This window comes from Streptomyces sp. UW30, assembly GCF_008042075.1.
Classification (GTDB): domain Bacteria; phylum Actinomycetota; class Actinomycetes; order Streptomycetales; family Streptomycetaceae; genus Streptomyces.
In genome coordinates this window covers 21,719-41,646 of record NZ_RDBN01000027.1, presented here as the reverse complement: position 1 = coordinate 41,646, position 19,928 = coordinate 21,719, and the positions used below count along the sequence as shown (strand labels likewise).

The window sequence follows — 19,928 nt, the reverse complement described above, 5'->3', positions numbered from 1 at the left end:
GGAAGGCTTGCGGTCAGGTTCTGTCCGCAAGTACGGAGAGGTCGTTGTCGACCGTGTAATAGGGGCGCACGACCGCGCCGCCGATCACGGCCGCCGGAAGGACGAAGATCTCCTTGCGGTCCGCGACGTCGTCGAAGAGACGGCCGATCCGGATGGACGTCTCCTCCCCGGTCGATGCGGATACGGCCCGGACGAACAGGTCCCACACACGGTCCCCGGTGTCGTCGTCGCCGACCAGTTCGCCGTAGTCCACGGTGAAGGAGAAGCCCCGCCCGTCGTCCTCGGCCCGCGGCACGACGGTCCGTTCGGTGCCGCCACCGCCCCGCAGGCGCAGCCGGACCGCGGCTCCCTGGGCGAGCGTGGCGCCGTGGAGCCGCGCTCTGACCGTCATCGACCGGTCCGTGACATCGATGCCCTCGACCTCCGCATGGGCCGTGCGCAGCCATGCCCGCACCGCGAGGTAACCGTCCTTCGTGACATACGGGACCCGCACGGCGACCGACGACTGCCAGTCACGCAGGTGGCCGCCGAGGAGGGCCCGAAGGTCGCGCAGGCCGGGGCGCAGGCGCCGGCGTGGTGCGTCCGGCTCGGGGAGGAGGTAGACGTCCCACCGGCCCTCGGCGAGAAGGGGCTGCTGCTCAAGGACGGCTCGCAACCGGCCGTCCTCACCCGGTTCCGGATCGAGCAAGTGGAGGATCTTCTCGGGCTGCCCCTTCTTGGGGCGAAGTCGAAGGAGCAGACGCCCCGTTGCCGACGGCGCCCGGAGGGCGAAGGTGATGCGGCCGTCCGCGTCGGCCGTGCAGTCGGTGCGCAGGTCGGCCGCGCTCGCGGCGGCGGGATCGGTGGTCATCGGGGTCCCCTCCGTACCGTGCGCAGCGCGCCGGAGGCCACGGTGTGCGCGGCGTCGCGGGCGGCGAAGCCCTGGCTGACCAGGGCGCGTTGTATGCGTCCGCGTTCCGCGGCGGCCGGTCGCCCGGTCCTGCGCGCGGCCAGCACCTCGTCGATCAGGCGCTCGGCCTGTTCCACGACAGGGACGGGGGCGAAGCGTCGCGCGTTCTCCAGGGCCGTGCGTCCCATCCGCCGGCGCCGTTCGTCGTCGCGGACGAGTTCCAGCAGGGCGGCGCTCATCGCCTCGCGGTCGCCGACGGGGACGAGCCGGCCGTCGGTACCGTCGTCGATGATCTCACCGGGCCCGTACGGGCAGTCGGTGCTGACGACCGGCAGTCCGCAGCGCATCGCCTCCACGATGGTCATGCCGAACGGCTCGAAGTTGGCCGCGGTCGCGCCGATCGAGCCCTTGACCCACTCCGCCTCCATCGGGGCGGCCGCACCCATCAGGAAGGCGTGGTCGCTCAGGCCGAGGTCGTGGATGAGCTGCCGTAGCCGCGCCTGTTCCTCGCCCTTGCCGTAGATGCGCAGTTGCCAGTCCGGGTGGGCGGCGGCGACCGGGGCGAAGGCCTCGATGAGGAGGTCGTAGCGCTTCACCGGGACCAGCCGGCCGGCCGCGACCACCACCTTCGCGGTGCCGTCCGCCGCGGGCAGCATCGGATCGGGAACGCTGTTCGGGAGGGCCGCCACCCGGACCCCGGGCAGTCGCATCTTGCGCCGGTAGACGGCGGCGTCCGCCTCCGTGACGGTGGTGAGCGCGTCGAGCCGGCGATAGGCCCGGCGCAGTGCGGTGCGCAGCTGGGGCGAGTGGTTGTCGAGGGTGAGATGTTCCTGTCCGATGCGGACGACGCGCTGCGGGGCCTGACGCGCGAGGTGCACGTTGAGGCCCGGCCGGGTGCCGATGACGACGTCGGCGTCGGTGGCCGCCAGGCACTCGCCGATCCGCCGGTCGGTCAGTTCGCTGTACTGCCCGTAGCGGTACTCGGCGGCGGGGAACACCCGCGCCGGTCTGAGATGCAGGGGATGTTCCTTCTCGTGCCGCAGGTCCACCAGTGGCCTCAGGGAGACTCTCGGGTCCAGGGCGAAGTTCGGGTGTTCCCGGTGCCGAAGGGCGGAGACGATCTCCACCTCGTGCCGCTCGGCGAATGCCTGGGCCAGGTTGAACGTGGTGGTGATCGTGCCTCCGATCCCGTAGGCGTTGTGCAGCAGGAAAGAGATCTTCATGGCGGACTAGACCCCACTGGACCTCTTTGAGTTGCCTCCTGTTACCCCTCCGTTGCCTTGCGGGTCATGCACTCGACAGACGGACCAGCAGCACACCGGGCGTGCGGGGCAGCGTCACCCGCAGTGCGTCGCCGTCCCAGAGCGCCGAACCGGCCGACGCGGAGGCCGGGTGGAGGATCTCCGCGCGGACGTCCAGGTGCGCCAAGTGGTCGATGGGCAGCCGCAGTTCGGGCGTGCCGCCGCGGCGCCAGACCGATACGTACGTCGTCCGGTCGTCCGGCGACCGCATGCCGAGCGCCAGCCACTCGTCCGTCCACCCGGGCAGTCCCAGCGGCCAGAACGGCACGGCACGGGCCAGGTCCCGGCGGATCGTCCGGTACGTCGTCAGCGCGTCGCGCACGAGGCCGAGTTGACGTGGCGTCATACGGTCCAGGTGTCCCGAGAGGTGGATCCGGCCCAGCAGGGCTCCGCCCAGGGTGAAGGCGATCAGGTCGTCGTCGAAGCCGGGCTGCGGGTAGGCCCAGACGGCCCCCTGTTCGGGCGGTACGGCGCTCGGTGCGGCGGCGGCGATCGGCGGGTAGCGCAGCGGGTTCTGCTGGTCGCTGGTGGACTGGAGTTGAGTGACGGCCAGCGTGGCTCCGTCCATGCGCATGCCGCCCGAGGCACAGTTCTCGATCACCAGCTGCGGATACCGGTCCAGCAGTTCGGAGAGCCAGCCCAGGTAGGCGCGGGCGTGACCGAGCAGTCCGGCGCCGGGCGCGAGGTCCCGGGGGGCGGCGGTTCCGGGGTCGATCACGATGTTGTGGTCCAGCTTGAGATAGCCCACGCCCCACTCGCCGACGATCCGGTCGATCACGCCGTCGAGGTGCGCACGGGCGGCGGGATGGCGCAGGTCGAGCTGGTGGCGGCCCTGTTCGGTGAGGCGTATCCCGTCGCGCTGGAAGAAGGCGTCCGGCGGCAGGGCGGCGCCGATCGGGCTGCGCACGCCGACGACCTCGGGCTCCAGCCACAGCCCGGGCACCATGCCGCGCTCGCGGATCCGGTCCAGGACCGCTCGGATCCCGCCGTCGGGGAAGCGGCGCTTCGAGGGCAGCCACTCGCCGACGCCGTCCCACCAGCCGCCGTCCGCAGTGTCGTCGTACCAGCCGGCGTCGATGCAGAAGTACTCCGCGCCCGCCTGCGCCGCCGCGTCGATCAGGGGCAGCAGCTTCTCGGTGGTGGGGTCGCCCATGAGCGTGTTCATGTAGTCGTTGAAGACGACGGGGAGCGCGGTGTGGTCGGGGTGCGGGCGGCGCACGGCCCGGCGGTACGAGGTGAGCGCGCCCATGGCCTCGTCGAGCCCAGAGCCGAGCGCCAGTACACCCGGCACCGTGGTGAACTCCTCGCCCGCGTCGAGCCGGACCCGCCACTGGTGCTCCGCGTCGGTGGGCCCGTTCAGCGCGAGGTACGTGCCGCGCGCGCTCTCGCCCAGGTCCCAGCGCCAGCCGGCCGGGGACTCGACCTGCCACAGCCAGGTCCGCCCGCTCCCCCGCTCGGTCAGCGCCCCCATGGGCAGATGACCGTCGGTGGGCCAGCTGCCGCGTCCGGCAAGGACGAGGGCGGCGCGGCTGTCGTGCTGATGGACGTCGCAGTCGATGTCGACGACGGTGTCGCGCAGTGGCTCGGTGTACCAACGGCACTCCGCGAGCCAGTCGTTGCGGGCCCGCAGCACATCGAGGGCGGCCGGTGCGGGCAGTTGGCCGAGCAGCAGGCTGCTGACGGACTGGACGACGAGGGGCTCGGCGCCGTCGCCCCGCAGGCGGACGCGGGAGCGGAGCACCGGGAGTCCGTCGGGGGACGTCAGCTCGACGAACGCGGTCAACCCCGTGGCCGGGTCGTGGAGTTCGACATGCAGCCACCTCCAGTCGCCGCGCCTGCCGGTGCGGTGGTCCCGGTACTTCAGCCGCGTACCGAGGGCCGTACCGGTGAAGCGCGGGCCGGACCAGCCGCTGCCGTGCCCGAGTGCGGTCAACTCGACGAGGGGGAGGGCGGATTCGGGCTCGACGGGACGCGGTCCGCCCGGACGGTCGAGACCCACGAGTCGCGGAGTTCCGTCAGCGGCGACGGCGAACTCGGCCCGCAATGCCGAATGGCCCCAACTGAACCTGTCACACGCACTGATACCCGTACCTGACAAGGTGCCCCCTCTTGACGACCCCCATGTGACCGGTCACAATCCTGGCATGAATGTGACCGGTCACACAAGACGCCCTGCGAGCATCCGGGACGTCGCGACCGCCGCCGGCGTCTCGTACCAGACCGTCTCCCGGGTGATCAACAGCCACCCCAGCGTCAAGCCCGCCACCCGGGACCGCGTGCTCGCCGCCATCGACGAGCTGGGCTTCCGCCGCAACGCCACCGCGCTCGCCCTGGCCAGCGGGCGCAACCGGTCCGTGACCGTGCTCACCGCGAACACCACCCACCACGGCTACGCCTCCATCCTCCAGGGCGTCGAGGAGGCGGCCCGCGCGGCGTCGTACGCGGTCGGGATCGGCGTTCTGGAATCGGCGCAGGAGGCGGCCGTCGCCGCCCAGGTGCAGCGGGCGGCGGACGCGGGCGGCGGGATCGTCGTGATCGCCTACGACCCTGCGGGAGTGCGGGCCCTCGGTGCCGTCCCCGCCGAACTCCCGGTCGTCGGCGTGGTCGAGACCCCGGCGAGCCCGCCGCGCGGCGACCGTCCGTGGGTGTGGACCGACGACCGCGAGGCCGCCTACGAGGCGACCCGCCATCTGCTCGCCCTGGGTCACGAGACGGTGCACTACGTCGCCATCCCGTCCGGCACCCGCCGCACGAGCGCCCGCACCAGCGGATGGCGACGGGCGCTGAAGGAGGCGGGCGCACCCGAACCCCGCCCCGTACAGGGCAGTTGGGGCCCCGCGGGCGGTCACGCGGCAGGCCTGGAGCTGGCCCGGGACCCCGCCGTCACCGCGATCCTGTGCGGCAACGACGACCTCGCGCTCGGCGTGCTGCGCGCGCTGCACGAGTGCGGTCGCCGCGTCCCCGGCGAGGTCAGCGTGGCCGGGTTCGACGACGCCCCGCACTCCGCCTATCTGACTCCGTCGCTGACCACCGTACGTCTGGACTTCACCGGGCTGGGAAGGGCCGCGTTCGCCCTGCTGCACGGGGTTCTGGAGGAGGCCGCGCAGATCGCGCCGCATCCGGTCTCGGTGCCGGAGCTGGTGGTCCGGGAGAGTTCGGGGCCGCCGCCCGCCACGGCCTGAGCACCGCAGTTCCGAGTCCCGCTTCCTGAACCACCCGTTCTCGAAAGGCACGTGATGAAGACGAGAGCTCTCGCCGTCCTGACGCCCACCCCGCAGCGCCTCACCGTCGACCTCGCCGCCTCCGAGGGTCCGGTGCTGCTCGGCGCCAACGGGGCGCTGTACGGGCTCAGTGACGACGGGGTGCCCGGCGACGCCGTGCTGGAGCCGCTGAAGATCACCAGCGTCACGCAGAAGCCCGAGGGCGGCGCCCAGCATCCCAACGGCGACGCGCTGACCGTCTCCAGGTCGTTCTTCCGAAACGGCGGCGGCGAGATCCTGGTGATGATGCAGGACGTCCACGCCGAGTGGCCGTACGAGGACCTCGGCATCGACGACTACCTCACCAAGGTCGACAAGGTCGTCGAGGAGGTGTCGGCGCACCCCGACAGCGATCGCTTCGTCTACATCCCGTTCAACGAGCCCGACCAGATCTGGTACCAGCTCGAAGCCGCCGACCAGGCACGGTACGAGGCCAACCGCGACCGGTTCCTCCAGGACTGGAAGACGGTGTACCGGCGCATCCGCGCGATCGACCCGGACGCGAGGATCGCCGGCCCCAACGAGGCCGGCTACCACCCCCGCCTGATGCGGGACTTCCTCGCCTTCGCCCGGCGCGAGAACGTCCTGCCCCAGGTCATCACCTGGCACGAGCTGAGCTCCGACTCGCTGCGGGACTTCCAGGCGCACTACGACGACTACCGCTCGCTGGAGCGCGAGGCGGGAATTGCCCCGCTGAGGATCAACATCGACGAGTACGGCAACCGTCGGGACCTGTCCGTGCCCGGGCAACTCGTGCAGTGGGTCTCGATGTTCGAGAGGAACAAGGTCTACGCCAACACGGCCTACTGGGACGCGGCGGGCAACCTCAACGGCCATGTGGTCCGCACCGGCATCCCCAACGGCGGCTGGTGGTTCTTCCGTTGGTACGCGGGGCTGACCGGCGACACCGTCAAGGTGAGCCCGCCGCGGGCCGACGCCGTCGACACCCTCCAGGGCCTCGCCTCCCTCGACACCACCCGCCGCCAGGCCCAGGTGCTGCTCGGCGGGTGCGAGGGCGACTGCGACGTCGTGGTCCGCGACGTCCCCGGGTCCGCCTTCGGCCGTACGGTCGACGTGACCGTCGCCGAGGCGGCCTGGTCCGGCTACGAAGGTCAGCACGCGACGCCCCTTGTCCTGGCGCGGACGAAGGTGCCGGTGGCCGAGGACGGTTCGATGACCGTGCCGCTGCGCGGCATGCACAGGATGTCCGCCTACCGGATCGTCCTCACCCCCGGCGGCCGCGGCACCCCGTCCACGCCGTCGGTGCCCTGGACGGCGTCGTACGAGGCGCAGGCGGCGGCCGTCACCGACGGCGAGGTCCGTACCCAGGGCACGGTCGAGAACGCGGGCGGCTACGCCGCCTCCGGCGCACAGGACGTCGGCGCCCTCGACCGGCCGACCAGCAAGGTCGACTTCACGGTGACGGTGCCGCGCGACGGGACGTACGACCTCGCGGTCCTCTACGGCAACCAGTCCGGCGGCCCCGCCACCCAGCGGCTCTCGGTGGACGGTGGCGACCCGGTCACCGTCACCTACCCGTCCACCGAGAACTGGACCTACCGCGCCAGGAAAGAGCTTCCGATCCACCTGTCGGCCGGCAACCACGTACTGACGCTCGCCAAGGGCTCCGCCGAGGTCACCCTCGACCGCGTCGACCTGACCGCCCGCACCGGCGAACCCTCCGCCTCGTACGAGGCCACACTGGCGGACATCGACGGCAGCCCGTCGTACGACTACTCCTCGTCGACCGGGGTCGGCACGGGCGCGCTGGTCCTGGGGCCGGGCGACAGGGCCGTCTTCGACGTCTACGCCCCGCGCGACGGCTATTACACGGTCGTGCCGCGGGCTTCGGCGACGGTGGAGCTCGCCCTGCACGGGGAAACGGTGACGGCGGCGCCCGGAGCTCCGCTGCGCCTCTACCTGGCGGCGGGCAACAACCGCCTCACGGTCACCGCGCAGCACTGCGCGCTCCGTTCCCTCGACGTCTCGGGCGACGGCTCGACCGCCGGCACCCTCGGCCACGAGGCTGCCTCGGCCGTCCTCGCGGGCGGGGCCGAACTCGTCGACTCGCCGTACGCCTCCACCGGCTCCTGCATCGGCCGGCTCGGCAACAGCCCTTCCAGCACGGCCGAGTTCACGGTCGAGGCGCCCAGCTCCGGCCGCTATCTGCTGGTCGTCCACTACGCGCACAACGACCGGCGCGACAACGGCCACGCCTACAACACGGACATCACCTCCCGAACGGCCGACATCACGGTGGGCGACGCCGCGCCGGTGCGGGTCACCTTCAAGAACACCTGGAGCCCGGACGACTACTGGACGGTGAGCGTCCCGGTCGAGCTGAGGCAGGGCCCCAACAAGGTGACGTTCGGCAACGCGACCGCCTGGGCGCCGAACATCGACCGGATCGAGCTGGGCCGAGTCGTCGCCCGGCCGTAGCCGCCGGCCGGCAGTCGCACACGCGTCAGGCGACCTGACCGCTGTGCAGTGCCGCGTACGCTCCGCCCCGGCGCAGGAGTTCCTCGTGGGTGCCAATCTCCTCGATGCGGCCGTCCCCCAGCACCACGATCCGGTCCGCGCCGCGCACCGTGGACAGACGGTGGGCCACCACGAAGGTGGTGCGGCCGTGCAGGAGCCGGGCCAGGGCCTGCTGGACGAGCGCCTCCGACCGGGTGTCCAGGGCCGAGGTCGCCTCGTCCAGGACCAGCACTCTGGGGTCCCGGATGAGGGCCCGGGCGATGGCCAGGCGCTGTCGCTGCCCGCCGGACAGCCGCGCCCCGCGCTCGCCGACGAGGGTGTCCAGACCCTGCGGCAGCCGGTCGACGAACTCCAGCGCGTTGGCGTCGCGCAGCGCGGCGCGCACTGTCTCCTCGTCGGCGTCGTCCATGCCGTAGGCGACGTTCTCCCGGATAGTGCCGTCGAACAGGATCGACTCCTGCGGCACGACCGACAGGAAGCGGCGGTACGTGCGCAGGTCGAGGGTGTTCATGTCCGTGCCGTCGAGCAGCAGTTGGCCGCAGGTCGGGCGGATGAAGCCGATGACGAGGTTCAGCACGGTGGACTTGCCCGCGCCGGACGCGCCGACGAGGGCGACCGTCTCCCCCGGCGACACGGACAGGGTGAAGTCACGCACCGCGGGGCGACCGCTGTCGTAGGCGTACCCGACCCCCTCGAAGGTCACGGCGCCGCGCWGCGCGGCGAGTTCGGCCTTGCCCTCGTTGTCCTCCAGCTCGGGGGCCTGGAGCACCTCGCCCACGGAACGGACGGACTCCAGGCCCTTGGTGATGACCGGGGCCAGACCGGCCAGCGTGGTCGTGGAGTTGGTGAGGGTCGTCAGGAACGCGCTCAGCATGACGACGTCGCCGGCGGTGACGCCCCACACACCGTGGTACGAGATCAGCGCCGCGCCGGCGAGGACCAGTACGCCGACCACGTTCAGCACGACCCAGGCGAGCGAGCCGAAGCGGCCGTTGACGAGGTCGAGGCGCATGCCGGAGGTCAGCAGCCGGTGCAGGGTGCCGTCCATGCGCCGCAGTGCCTTGCCCTCCAGCCCGTGGGCGCGGGTGACCGGTATGAGGCGGGTCATCTCCGTGACGCGGGACGACAGGGTCTCGACCTCGTGGCGGAAGCTCTCGTTGTGGGTGCGCAGCCGCGCGCGGAGGCGGGCGACGACCAGTGCGGCGGCGGGCACGACGACGAGGAAGACCGGCACGAACTCCGGGGTGCGTACGGCGATGATGGCCAGGCCGCCGATGAGGACGGTGATCGCGCCGAGTCCCGTCTCCGCGGTCTGCTGCACCATCTGCTCGACGGTCTCGACGTCACGCACGACCTTGGCCTGGAGCACACCGGCGCTGACCCGCGAGTGGTAGCCGATGGAGAGTTGCTGCATGCGGGTGCACAGCGCGGAGCGCAGGCTGGTGCCCATGCGGCGCACGCTGCCGTAGAGCAGGCGTACGTAGAGCACGTGCAGGGGGTAGTTGACCAGCAGGATGAACATGATCACGCCGGTGCTCAGCCAGAGCCTGCTGATCGGCTGGTGCTGGACGACGGTGTCGATGATGGACGCGGTGATCAGCGGAAGCAGCCAGACCGGACTGTGCTTGACCGTGAAGACGCCGACCGCCGCCGCGAGGCGGTGACGGTCGGCGCGGAACAGATAGGCGAGCGTGCGGACCGGGTGTTCGTCCCGGTAGCGGTGGTCGAGCGGTCTCTCGTGTGACGACGCCATCGGCGTTGTCCTTCCCAAGGTGCCGGATGAAGAGCGAGCCTGCGGACAGCAAGCGCTTACCCATCCCGCACCGGCAGGATGTACACGCGATTCCTCAGACGGCGTCCAACTCCGCGATCTCCTCGTCGGTGAGCACGAGGTCGCGCGCGCCGAGCGAGTCCAGGATCGTCTCCGGCCGGCTCGACCCCGGGATCGGGACGACGACCGGCGACTTGGCCAGCATCCAGGCCAGGCACACCTGCTGCGGGCTCACCCCGTGCGCCTCGGCGACGCGCGCGAACGGGGCGTAGGCGGAGCCCAGTTCACCGGCCCGGGAGATACCGCCGAGCGGGCTCCAGGGCAGGAACGCGATGCCGAGCTCGTCGCACAGACGCAACTCGGGCTCGCTGGAGCGGAACGCCGGGGAGAACTGGTTCTGTACGGAGACCAGCCGGCCGCCGAGGATGTCGTTCGCCTGCCTGATGCGTTCGGGGTTCGCGTTGGAGATACCGGCCATGCGGATCTTGCCCTCGTCGAGCAGGTCGCGGATCGCGCCGACGGACTCGGCGTAGGGCACCCTCGGGTCGGGGCGGTGGAACTGGTAGAGCCCGATGGCCTCCACGCCGAGCCTGCGCAGGGACGCCTCGCACGCCTCCTTGAGGTGGCGGGGGCTGCCGTCGAGCGTCCAGCTTCCGTCGCCGGGGCGCAGATGGCCGCCCTTCGTGGCGACGAGGACGTCCTTGCCGAGGTCGTGGGAGGCGAGGGCCTTGGCGATCAGGGTCTCGTTGTGACCGACCTCGTGGGCGTCGCGGTGATAGGAGTCGGCGGTGTCGATCAGGGTCACGCCGGCGTCGAGCGCGGCGTGGATCGTGGCGAGGGAACGCGCCTCGTCCGGGCGGCCCTCGATGGACATGGGCATCCCGCCCAGGCCGATCGCGCTGACCTGGACATCCCCGATGCGGCGGGTGTGCATGGGCTCGTGACCTCTTTCGGCTGTCGCTCGGGCAACGTTGTCGTCCAGCGTGGCCGTCCGCACGCGAGAGGTCCAATAGAAGAAAGAGAACGCATTCAGCGACGACGCCACTGAATCCGTGGCGGCGGGATCGGCCGCCCGGGTCCGCCCCTCCGCTTGCGAGGTCTCCCGGTCGGTGTGACACGCTCACCCTCGATTGACGAGTCGATTTCGGCACAGTTGAGAGGCGGCGGCATGCGCATAGGACTGCTCGGCACCGGCCCGTGGGCCCGGATGGCCCATGCTCCCGCCCTCAGCGGGCACGGGGAACTGGACTTCGTCGGGGTGTGGGGCCGGCGTACGGCCCCCACGAAGGAGCTGGCCGACAGCCACGGCGTGCGGGCCTACGACGAGGTCGACGCGCTGCTCGCCGACGTGGACGCGGTGGCCGTCGCCCTGCCCCCGGCGATCCAGGCGGACCTCGCGGTACGAGCCGCGCGGGCGGGCTGCCATCTGCTGCTCGACAAGCCGCTCGCGCCGACGGTGGAGCAGGCGCGGGCGGTCGTCGAGGCCGTCGAGACGGCCGGTGTGGCCTCGGTCGTCTTCTTCACCACCCGTTTCCAGCCGGAGACCGAGGCGTGGGTCACCGAACAGGCGGCTGCGGAAGGCTGGTTCACCGGGCGGGCGCAGTGGCTCGGGGCGGTGTTCAGCGGTGACGACAGCCCGTTCGCGGACTCGCCGTGGCGGCGCGAGAAGGGCGCACTGTGGGACGTGGGCCCGCACGCACTGTCGGTGCTACTGCCCGTCCTGGGCGACGCGAGGCGGGTGACCGCGGCCGCGCCCGGACCCGGCGACACCGTCCACCTCGTCCTCGACCACGTCAGCGGCGCGTCCAGCACACTGACCCTGAGCCTCACGGCACCGCCGGCCGCCGCGGGGGCCGCTGTGGAACTGCGGGGTACGGCCGGGGTGACGCTGCTGCCGGAGAGCTCCGAGAGCGCGGTGTCCGCCTTCGGCCGTGCCGGGGACGCTCTGCTGACCGCGGCCCGCACCGGGCAGGCGCACGCGTGCGACGCGGGGTTCGGGCTGCGGGTCAGCGAGATTCTGGCCGAGGCAGAGGCGCTGTTCAACGGCGGCTGACCGGCCCTAGAGGTTGTAGCCGCCGGAGACCTCGATGTTCTGGGCGGTGACCCAGCGGCTCTCTTCGGAGACGAGCGTGGCGATCATCGCGCCGATGTCGTCGGGTTCGCCGACCCGGCCGAAGGCAGACTTCGCGGCGATGGCCGGGACCACCTCGGGGAACCGGGTGAAGGCGTCGTCGCCGAGGCGGGTGCGGGTCGCCCCCGGCGAGACGGCGTTGACCCGGATGCCGCGGCCACTGAACTCCTTGGCCATGTAGCGGGTCAGTACGTCCAGGCCGCCCTTCATGGTGGCGTAGGCCGAGTAGCCGGGCTCCAGGCCGGTGGTGGTGCCCGCCGAGTTGCTGCTGGTGTTGACGACGGCGCCGCCGTCCGCCATCAGCGGCAGCAGCTTCTGCGTCAGGAAGTACGGCCCCTTGAGCAGGACCCGCGTCAGCCGGTCGAACATGTCCTCCGTCATGTCCTCGATCAGCGCCGTCTGTGCGATCCCCGCGTTGTTGACCAGGTGGTCGAACGTGTCGCGCCCCCACGTCTCCTTGAGCACGCCGGCCACCGTGTCGCGGAAGGCGTCGAAGGTGTCGCTCGCACCGACGTCCAGCGGCAGCGCCACGGCGGTGCCGCCCGCCTCCTCGATGGCGGCGACCGTCTCCATACCGCCGCGCGCGTTCTTGCCGTAGGTCAGGATCACCCCGACCCCGCGCTTGGCGATCTCGATGGCGGCACTCTGCCCGATGCCGGAGCTGGCGCCGGTGACGATGGCGATCTTCATGGTCTCTCCTCTGAGTGAACGGAACCGGTGAACTGATTCCATTCAACCCTTCTGACCTGCACAAACGTTAGAACGATGCTCGCCCGCACTTGCACGATCCTCTCGCGTTCGAGAGCCGTCGGGCGCAACCGTGCTGCAATGGCCGTATGCCTCTGGAAGAGCTCCGCGTGCTGCTGGCCCGGCACGCGCGTCCCGACTGGACCACCCCCATCGACGGTGTCCTCATCTCGAAGGTCGACCGGTCGGATCCGCCCGCGCCCTCGATGTCCGGCACTGTTCTCGCTGTCATCGCCCAGGGCGCCAAACGCCTCGCTCTGGGCGACCGCGTCTTCGAGTACGGCGCCGGGCAGTATCTGGTGGCGTCGGTCGATCTGCCGGTCACCGGCCAGTTCACCGGGGCCGATCCCGAGCACCCCGCCCTGGGCTTCGGGCTCACGCTGGACCCGGCCGCCGTGGCCGAGCTGCTGCTCCAGGCCGGCCCGGGGGTCACTCCCCGCCTCGGCGGCGGCCCGCCGTCGGGGATCGCCGTGAGCGACGCCCCGGACGCGTTGCTCGACGCGGTGGTGCGGTTGCTGCGCCTGCTCGACGAGCCCCGCGACCGGGCCGTGCTCGCGCCGCTGGTCAAGCGGGAGATCCTGTGGCGCGTGATCACCGGGGACCAGGGGGCGACGGTACGGCAGCTCGGCCTGGCCGACAGCGGTCTCAGCCATGTGTCCCGGGCCGTGCGCTGGATTCGCGAGAACTACGCGGATCCCTTCCGGGTCGAGGACGTCGCCCGGATGTCCGGCATGAGTGTCTCCGCCTTCTACCGCAACTTCCAGGCGGTGACCGCGATGAGCCCCATCCAGTTCCAGAAGCAGATCCGGCTCCAGGAGGCGCGTCTGCTGCTCGCCACCCACCCGGGCGACGTCACGGGAGTGGGCCAACGCGTGGGCTATGACAACCCGTCACAGTTCAGCCGGGAGTACCGCCGCCGGTTCGGCGCGCCTCCCAGCAAGGACGCCGCCCGCCTGCGGGACGCCGCGCGCAGCCCCGCGGGTGTCCTGACCTGAGCGGGCCCGGGCGCGGCTGCGGGCTACTCGTCGAAGGGCTCCTCGCTCCATCGGAACCACGCCCTGTCCCCCTCGATGTGCAGCAGAAACTCGGCGACGGGGCCGTCCGGCGAGGACAGCGAGAGGCGGCTTCGGATCTCCTCGTAGGCCGCCTCCCACGCCGTGAGGGCCTCGTCGTCGTCCCGCTCCAACAGGGCGAGTTCACGGGCGAACAGGTCGCGCACCGCGTCGTACCCCGGGCCGGGCGTGAAACGGCCCGCCAGCCAGGGGAAGTCGGCCTCGTCGATCTGGATCTCCCCCACCGGCTCGTCGCCACCGCTCACCCGCCACACCCCGCCGTCGAAGCCCATGCCCGCCTCCGTCGCCCGCCGTCGATCACGCCGTCGGCCAGCATGCCACCCGGCACTGACAGACGGCCCGGACCCGCGGTCGGGGTCCGGGCCGTCCGTCATTCACCGGTCCGGGGTGCTACTCCTCGGCTACGCCGGTGTCTTCGCCTGGAAGTTGATCCGCTCCTTGACCACCGGGTAGCCCGCCTTGGCGAAGTTCGCGGCCATGGGGAAGTTGCCCTGGTCCGTCGCGCCGGTGACGAACTCCGCGCCCTGCTCGACGAGGAAGTGGGTGCACTCCGCGAGGAGGTCGTAGGCGTAGCCGTTGCCCCGCTGTTCGGGGACGACCCCGATGAAGCCGACGGTCGGGCCGGACGGGTTGTGAGCCGGGATGTGGATGCCGGCCAGTTCGCCCTCCGGCGTGTGCGCGACCTGCCACCACTCCCGTGGGGACGGGCACCAGTGGAAGAAGTCGAGCTCCTCCTGGGCGGCCTTGTCGATCCCGCCCTCCTCGATGGCCCGCAGGGAGTGCGCGTCCAGGGTGACGGAGTGGATGCGCCGCAGCGCGTCGAAGAAGACCGCGTCATCGGGCTCGGCGCTGAACCGCAGCCGTCCTGGCCGCTCGGGCAGGCCGAGCTCCGGCGTCCAGCGGTACAGGAAGCGCTCCACGAGGAGCTCGTAGCCGGCCGCACGCGCGGCGTTGAAACGGGCTTCGGCGGCGGCCTTCAGGGCGGGATCGTCCCGCCAGCCGCCGAGCAGGTTGATTTCGAGCTCGACCTGCCAGGGGGCGGAGCGCAGGAGTTCGGCGCCCGCCTCCTCCTCGCCCTCGGCCACGTCGAACCAGTTGATGTTGATGGGCTCCGAGTCGTCGGGGCCGCCCCACCATGCGCCACGGGCGACGACCGTGCCGTCGCGCAGAGCCACCCGCTTCCACTCGGGGCGGAACGTGGTGCGCAGGTGACCCTCGCGGGCACCCAGGGGGTCGGGGTGTGCGTCGAAAAGATGGGCGTCGCTCGTGGAGAGCGTACGGATGACCAGATCGGTCACGGAATTCCTCCGGGATAAGGCTGCTTGGAGCGCTCCCGGTCAGATCGCGACACGCACGCCGGGGCAGCGGAAAAGGGAGCGCTGGGAAGATGTGAACTGCACGGCACTCGCCTCCTTCCGTCCGTCTCAGGGCGTGGAGCCACACAGTACGTGATCTTCGGCAGGGTCGTCCATGGGTTTTCTCCCGCTTCTTGGAGCAAACCTCCGTCACGATCCGGGAGCGCTCTCAATGGCGTCTCCAGACTTAAGGCGGTCTTAGGCGAGGATTAAGCGGTTGTGGTCATTCCGTGGTCTTTCAAGTTCCCGCAGTTCAGCGGCATTTGGCATGGGTGCAGACCCATTGGCCGAGGCGGGGGTCGTGCGTAGCATCGGGGCTCATCGGTGGCGGCCATGGTTCGTTCGGCTCGCTTCGAGAGCGCTCTCAAGCGGTCTCGACGGCTCGCTGCCACCGCTCAAGTACCCCCACAAGCACTCCGGGAGATCCCCCACATGACTTCCCGTCATCAGCGCCCACTCGGTCGTCGCAGGCTCCTGTTCGCCCTCGGCGGCGCGGCGGTGGCCGTCCCTGTCGCCGCCACCGTGGCCCCGTACGCACTCGCGGGTACGCCCGCGGGCGGTGACGCGCCTGCCGCTGCGGGCCCGCTGCCGCTGACGATCGCCAATGACAGCGGTTCCTTCGCCAACGCGAGCGTCCACCTCTACATCGTCGGCAACCAGGACGGCAGGCAGGTCCGGGTCACGCCCGACGGCACCCTCGCGCCGATCGCGCTGTCGGACAACGGCCCCGACGGCTTCACCGACTACGCCATCCCCCTGGCCGGCGGCGGCGAGACCCGGCTCTCCCTCCCCTACATGTCCGGCCGTATCTATGTGTCGCTCGGCGAGAAGCTCAAGTTCAAGGCCGTCGCGGACGGCAACGGCAACGCCGCGCTCCAGTACCCGGCCGGCTGGGTGACCTCGGACCCCAACTACCCGGTGCTGCACGACTGCGCCGAGTTCACGTACAACGCGTCGGGGATGTTCTGCAACACCACCATGGTCGACATGTTCAGCGTGCCGATGAGCATCCGGCTGACCGGCGCCAAGGACCAGACCGCGGGCAGGCTGCGCGCCGGTGGGCGTGCGGCGGCGTTCGCCGCGGTGCGCGAGGCCGAGGCGTTCGCGCGGCTGGTCGTGGACGACACCCGTGTCATCGCCCCGGGCCACGGCCTGGACGCCGGGCTGTTCGCCAAGGACTACTTCGCCCCGTACATCGACGAGGTGTGGAGCACGTACACCGGGCGGGACCTGACCGTCACCACCAACGCGGGGACGTTCACCGGGCGGGTGCGCGGTGACCGGTTCACCTTCGACGGGCCCGCCCAGGTGTCCTTCGGCAAGCCGTCGACCCGGGACGTGCTGTTCTGCGACGGCAACCTCGCCGCCCCGAACGACGGCACGACCGGCCCGGTCGCCGCCGTCCTCGGCGCCGGCTTCAACCGCTCGACGCTCCTCAGCCACCCCGCGCAGCCGACGACCGACCCCGCCACCTTCTACCGCACCGACCTCACCAACCACTACGCCGGGGCGATGCACGCCGCGGCCGGGGACGGCAAGGCGTACGGCTTCGCCTTCGACGACGTGGCCGACTTCGCCTCGTACATCCAGGACACGGCACCGACGGGGATCACGCTGACCCTCACGTCCTTCGAGGGCTGACGCGGGCCCGGACGCGGCGGGCTGCCGGCGGCTCCGGATGCAGGGTTAGCTCGGGCGTTGAATGGTGTTAACAGACCCGATGACCGCACCGGGCCCGAAGAAGTCACCCGGATCCGAGGAGCAGAGATGATGCCGACGTCCCAGCCCGAAGCGTCCGGGCCGTCCGGGGAGCGCGTCACCCCGGACGACCTGCTCCACGCCCGCACCGGCACCGAAGTGTCCCCCGAGGACATTGTCCTTGCCTCAGGCAAGGACATCACCCCCCGCAACCTGGAATGGGCCAAGCGCAAGCTGGCGGCCGAGGGGCCGTCCGCCCTCGACAAGCTGCTGCCGTAGCCGTACCCGCCACCATGCGCGCGGGTCGCCCCGGGGTGCGGGTCGGCACCCGGGGCGGCCTGGTGCGCCCGCCGCGCCGGGCTGCCCTCGGGGTCAGCGGCCCAGGTCCGGCTCGGGTCCGCCGGCCCGGGTCCCGTTCTCGCCGATCCCGCCCTCGCTGTCGTCCAGGCACAGCACCGGCACCCGCTGGACGAGGTTGTTGGCGAAGCCCCCGCGGTTCCAGGGCTGGTCCAGGGGCTGGCTCTGGCCCTCGGCATCGGTGGCCCGTGCGCTCAGCACATGCTCCCCCGGGGTCGCCGTCCACGTGTACCGCCAGCGACGCCACGCCCACCGCTGCCCGTCGTGCGGCGCCGCCTCGGCGTCCTGCCAGGTGCGTCCCGCGTCCGCGCTGACCTCGACGCGCGTCACCGGTGCACGCCCGGACCAGGCCCGCCCCTCCAGCGCCACCGGACCGGGCCGGACCACGCGGGCCCGGGACATGAAGTCCGGGAAGCCGGGTGGGACGATCAGCGCGCGCGGGGCGATCCGCGTGACCGGCTCCCCCACGTCACCGGGGTCCCGGCGCAGCCGGTAGGCCACGGCCTGCTGGAACCCCGTGAACGGCTCGTCGACGACGGTGATCCCACACAGCCACTTCACGTGCGCCATGCCGTACCAGCCGGGCACGATCAGCCGCAGCGGGCGGCCGTGCTGCGGCGGCAGCGGTGCGCCGTTCATCGCGTACGCCACCAGCACCTCGGGATCGCTGCCCGTGGCCACCTCGACGGTCAGGGCACGCCGGTAGTCCTGCTCTACGCCCCGTTCGACGCCGTGGTCGGCGCCGGTGAAGACCACGTCGACCGCGTCCGGGCGGACCCCGGCCTCGGCGAGCAGCAGACGCAGCGGTACGCCGGTCCAGTCGGCGGTGCCGACCGCCTCGACGAGCCAGGGCTGGCTCACCGGCCGCGGGGTCAGCAGGGCGCGGCCGTTCCCGGCGCACTCCAGCGTGACGCGGGTGGTGACCTGCGGGAAGCTCCGCAGGTCGGTCAGGTCGAGGCGCAGGGGGCGGCGGACGCGGCCGTCCAGGGTCAAGGGCCAGGGGGTGCCGTCGGGGACGTACGGGATGTCGTAGTGGGTCAGGACGTAGTGCAGGCCGGGCGGGGTGATGTCGTAGCGCAGTGCTTCGAGGGGCAGGCCGTGGTTGCGGGTCGCGAGCGCCAGTTCGTCCCGGCCGATGCCCTCCTGCGGGGCGGCCAGCCGGGCCGGCGTGCTCGCGTCGGCGAGTCGGTGACCCATACCCGCATTATCGACCCGCACGCGCGTCATGGCGCCGGTGGAGCGGGCTGATCCGGGGTGTGTGCGGGGCGCAGACGCAACCTGCGTTCCGTGCCCGTCACTTCACCCGGGCAATGGTTCACGGCTCACCCTTTCGAAAGGGGTCTCGCGGCTGACAGACTCCGGAGGGTGCCCGACTTCGACATGCTCGTCATCGGATCCGGCCCGGGTGGCCAGAAGGCCGCCATCGCCGCGGCCAAGCTGGGTCGCCGCGTCGCCGTGGTCGACCGCCCCGACATGGTCGGCGGTGTCTCCATCCACACCGGGACCATCCCCTCCAAGACCCTGCGCGAGGCGGTGCTGTACCTGACCGGTCTCACCCAGCGCGATCTGTACGGCCAGAGCTACCGGCTCAAGGACGACATCACCGTCTCCGACCTCACCGCGCGCACCCAGCACGTGGTCGGCCGTGAGGTGGACGTCATCCGCAGCCAGCTGTCCCGCAACCACGTCGCCCTGTACGCCGGGACCGGGCGCTTCGTCGACCCGCACACCATCGCCCTGCGCGAGGTCACCGGCCAGGAGCGGCTGCTGACCGCCGAGCACATCGTCATCGCGACCGGCACCCGGCCCGCGCGGCCCGGCAGCGTCGAGTTCGACGGCCGGACGATCATGGACTCGGACAACGTCCTCGCACTGGAGCGGGTGCCGCGCTCCATGGTGATCGTGGGCGCCGGGGTGATCGGCATGGAGTACGCGTCGATGTTCGCCGCGCTCGGCAGCAAGATCACCGTGGTGGAGAAGCGTGCCGGGATGCTCGACATGTGCGACGTCGAGGTGATCGAGTCGCTCAAGTACCACCTGCGGGACCTCGCCGTGACATTCCGCTTCGGGGAGACGGTCGCCGCGGTCGAGCGGCATGCCCGCGGGACGCTGACCATCCTGGAGAGCGGCAAGAAGATCCCCGCCGACGCGGTGATGTACTCGGCGGGCCGGCAGGGGCTCACCGACGAGCTGGACCTGGACAAGGCGGGGCTGAGCGCGGACCCGCGCGGCCGGATCACCGTCGACGAGCACTACCGCACCGAGGTGCCGCACATATACGCCGTCGGCGATGTCATCGGTTTCCCGGCGCTGGCCGCGACGTCGATGGAGCAGGGGCGTTCGGCGGCCTACCACGCCTGTGGGGAGCCCGTCGGCCGGATGCACAACCTCCAGCCGATCGGGATCTACACCATCCCGGAGATCAGTTTCGTGGGCCGGACCGAGGACCAGCTCACCGAGGACCGGGTGCCGTTCGAGGTCGGCATCTCCCGCTACCGCGAGCTGGCCCGCGGGCAGATCATCGGCGACTCGCACGGCATGCTGAAGCTGCTGGTCTCCCCCGAGGACCGCACACTGCTCGGTGTGCACTGCTTCGGTACGGGGGCGACGGAGCTCATCCACATCGGGCAGTCGGTGATGGGCTGCGGCGGAACGGTCGACTATCTCGTCGACGCGGTGTTCAACTACCCCACCCTCGCGGAGTCCTACAAGGTCGCCGCCCTGGACGCCACGAACAGGCTCCGCCAGATCGACCACATCGGGGACTGAGCCACCGAGATCAGGGACCCCCGGGCGAGCCGTTCGTCCGGGGGTCCCGTCGTCGTGCTGTTCGACGGACGTATCGACGGGAGATCTCTTGGCTCTTGA

At 71.4% G+C, this 19,928-nt stretch carries 16 protein-coding genes; 7 read left to right on the top strand and 9 right to left on the bottom strand.

Going from position 1 to position 19,928, the window contains the following annotated elements:
- Window positions 1–13: 13 nt before the first annotated feature.
- The 3 genes from EAO75_RS14240 to EAO75_RS14230 form a co-directional block, all read right to left on the bottom strand.
- Complete coding sequence (locus EAO75_RS14240) at window positions 14–850, bottom strand: transferase (protein ID WP_147995423.1); 837 nt, start codon at window positions 848–850, stop codon at window positions 14–16.
- Window positions 847–2,112, bottom strand: a complete 1,266-nt coding sequence (locus EAO75_RS14235; RefSeq protein WP_147995422.1) for a glycosyltransferase family 4 protein — start codon at window positions 2,110–2,112, stop codon at window positions 847–849. Before EAO75_RS14235 ends, EAO75_RS14240 begins: the two co-directional genes overlap by 4 nt.
- 64 nt (window positions 2,113–2,176) lie before the next feature.
- Entirely contained in the window at window positions 2,177–4,288 is a 2,112-nt protein-coding gene (locus tag EAO75_RS14230) for a glycoside hydrolase family 36 protein (RefSeq protein ID WP_147995421.1), read from the bottom strand.
- Between the two features lie 46 nt (window positions 4,289–4,334).
- On the opposite strand from EAO75_RS14230, the gene EAO75_RS14225 reads away from it, so the two are divergent.
- Complete coding sequence (locus EAO75_RS14225) at window positions 4,335–5,372, top strand: LacI family DNA-binding transcriptional regulator (protein WP_187284435.1); 1,038 nt, start codon at window positions 4,335–4,337, stop codon at window positions 5,370–5,372.
- A 54-nt stretch (window positions 5,373–5,426) separates the two neighbouring features.
- Window positions 5,427–7,889, top strand: a complete 2,463-nt coding sequence (locus EAO75_RS14220; protein WP_147995419.1) for a CBM35 domain-containing protein — start codon at window positions 5,427–5,429, stop codon at window positions 7,887–7,889.
- Between the two features lie 25 nt (window positions 7,890–7,914).
- Here the strand turns inward: EAO75_RS14220 and EAO75_RS14215 are convergent, their stop codons facing one another.
- Both EAO75_RS14215 and EAO75_RS14210 read right to left on the bottom strand, forming a co-directional pair.
- The gene (locus EAO75_RS14215; protein ID WP_147995418.1) at window positions 7,915–9,681 is read right to left on the bottom strand and encodes an ABC transporter ATP-binding protein; all 1,767 of its coding nucleotides are present in this window, start codon (window positions 9,679–9,681) and stop codon (window positions 7,915–7,917) included.
- A gap of 94 nt (window positions 9,682–9,775) precedes the next feature.
- Entirely contained in the window at window positions 9,776–10,633 is an 858-nt protein-coding gene (locus EAO75_RS14210) for an aldo/keto reductase (RefSeq protein ID WP_147995417.1), read from the bottom strand.
- A 234-nt stretch (window positions 10,634–10,867) separates the two neighbouring features.
- Here EAO75_RS14210 and EAO75_RS14205 point away from each other — a divergent pair, with 234 nt between their 5' ends.
- A complete protein-coding gene (locus EAO75_RS14205; protein WP_147995416.1) occupies window positions 10,868–11,752 on the top strand; it encodes a Gfo/Idh/MocA family protein in 885 nt (294 codons plus the stop codon).
- Between the two features lie 6 nt (window positions 11,753–11,758).
- Here EAO75_RS14205 and EAO75_RS14200 read toward each other — a convergent pair whose 3' ends face one another.
- Window positions 11,759–12,520: an SDR family NAD(P)-dependent oxidoreductase gene (locus EAO75_RS14200; RefSeq protein WP_147995415.1), complete on the bottom strand. Its 762-nt coding sequence runs from the start codon at window positions 12,518–12,520 to the stop codon at window positions 11,759–11,761.
- 146 nt (window positions 12,521–12,666) lie between these two features.
- On the opposite strand from EAO75_RS14200, the gene EAO75_RS14195 reads away from it, so the two are divergent.
- On the top strand, window positions 12,667–13,572 hold the full coding sequence (locus EAO75_RS14195) for an AraC family transcriptional regulator (protein ID WP_147995414.1): 906 nt from the start codon (window positions 12,667–12,669) through the stop codon (window positions 13,570–13,572).
- Between the two features lie 23 nt (window positions 13,573–13,595).
- Here EAO75_RS14195 and EAO75_RS14190 read toward each other — a convergent pair whose 3' ends face one another.
- Together EAO75_RS14190 and EAO75_RS14185 are read right to left on the bottom strand one after the other, a co-directional pair.
- The gene (locus tag EAO75_RS14190) at window positions 13,596–13,922 is read right to left on the bottom strand and encodes a hypothetical protein (RefSeq protein WP_147995413.1); all 327 of its coding nucleotides are present in this window, start codon (window positions 13,920–13,922) and stop codon (window positions 13,596–13,598) included.
- A gap of 129 nt (window positions 13,923–14,051) precedes the next feature.
- Window positions 14,052–14,948, bottom strand: coding sequence for a GNAT family N-acetyltransferase (locus EAO75_RS14185; RefSeq protein WP_147995412.1), 897 nt, complete (start codon window positions 14,946–14,948; stop codon window positions 14,052–14,054).
- A 489-nt stretch (window positions 14,949–15,437) separates the two neighbouring features.
- On the opposite strand from EAO75_RS14185, the gene EAO75_RS14180 reads away from it, so the two are divergent.
- Window positions 15,438–16,646, top strand: a complete 1,209-nt coding sequence (locus tag EAO75_RS14180) for a beta-1,3-glucanase family protein (RefSeq protein ID WP_147995411.1) — start codon at window positions 15,438–15,440, stop codon at window positions 16,644–16,646.
- Window positions 16,647–16,775: 129 nt separating this feature from the next.
- Window positions 16,776–16,982, top strand: a complete 207-nt coding sequence (locus tag EAO75_RS14175) for a hypothetical protein (RefSeq protein WP_147995523.1) — start codon at window positions 16,776–16,778, stop codon at window positions 16,980–16,982.
- Between the two features lie 93 nt (window positions 16,983–17,075).
- Here the strand turns inward: EAO75_RS14175 and EAO75_RS14170 are convergent, their stop codons facing one another.
- Entirely contained in the window at window positions 17,076–18,257 is a 1,182-nt protein-coding gene (locus EAO75_RS14170) for a sulfite oxidase (RefSeq protein ID WP_147995410.1), read from the bottom strand.
- A 168-nt stretch (window positions 18,258–18,425) separates the two neighbouring features.
- Between EAO75_RS14170 and sthA the strand changes: the two genes are divergently transcribed.
- Window positions 18,426–19,829, top strand: a complete 1,404-nt coding sequence (gene sthA, locus EAO75_RS14165; RefSeq protein ID WP_147995409.1) for a Si-specific NAD(P)(+) transhydrogenase — start codon at window positions 18,426–18,428, stop codon at window positions 19,827–19,829.
- Window positions 19,830–19,928 lie beyond the last annotated feature (99 nt).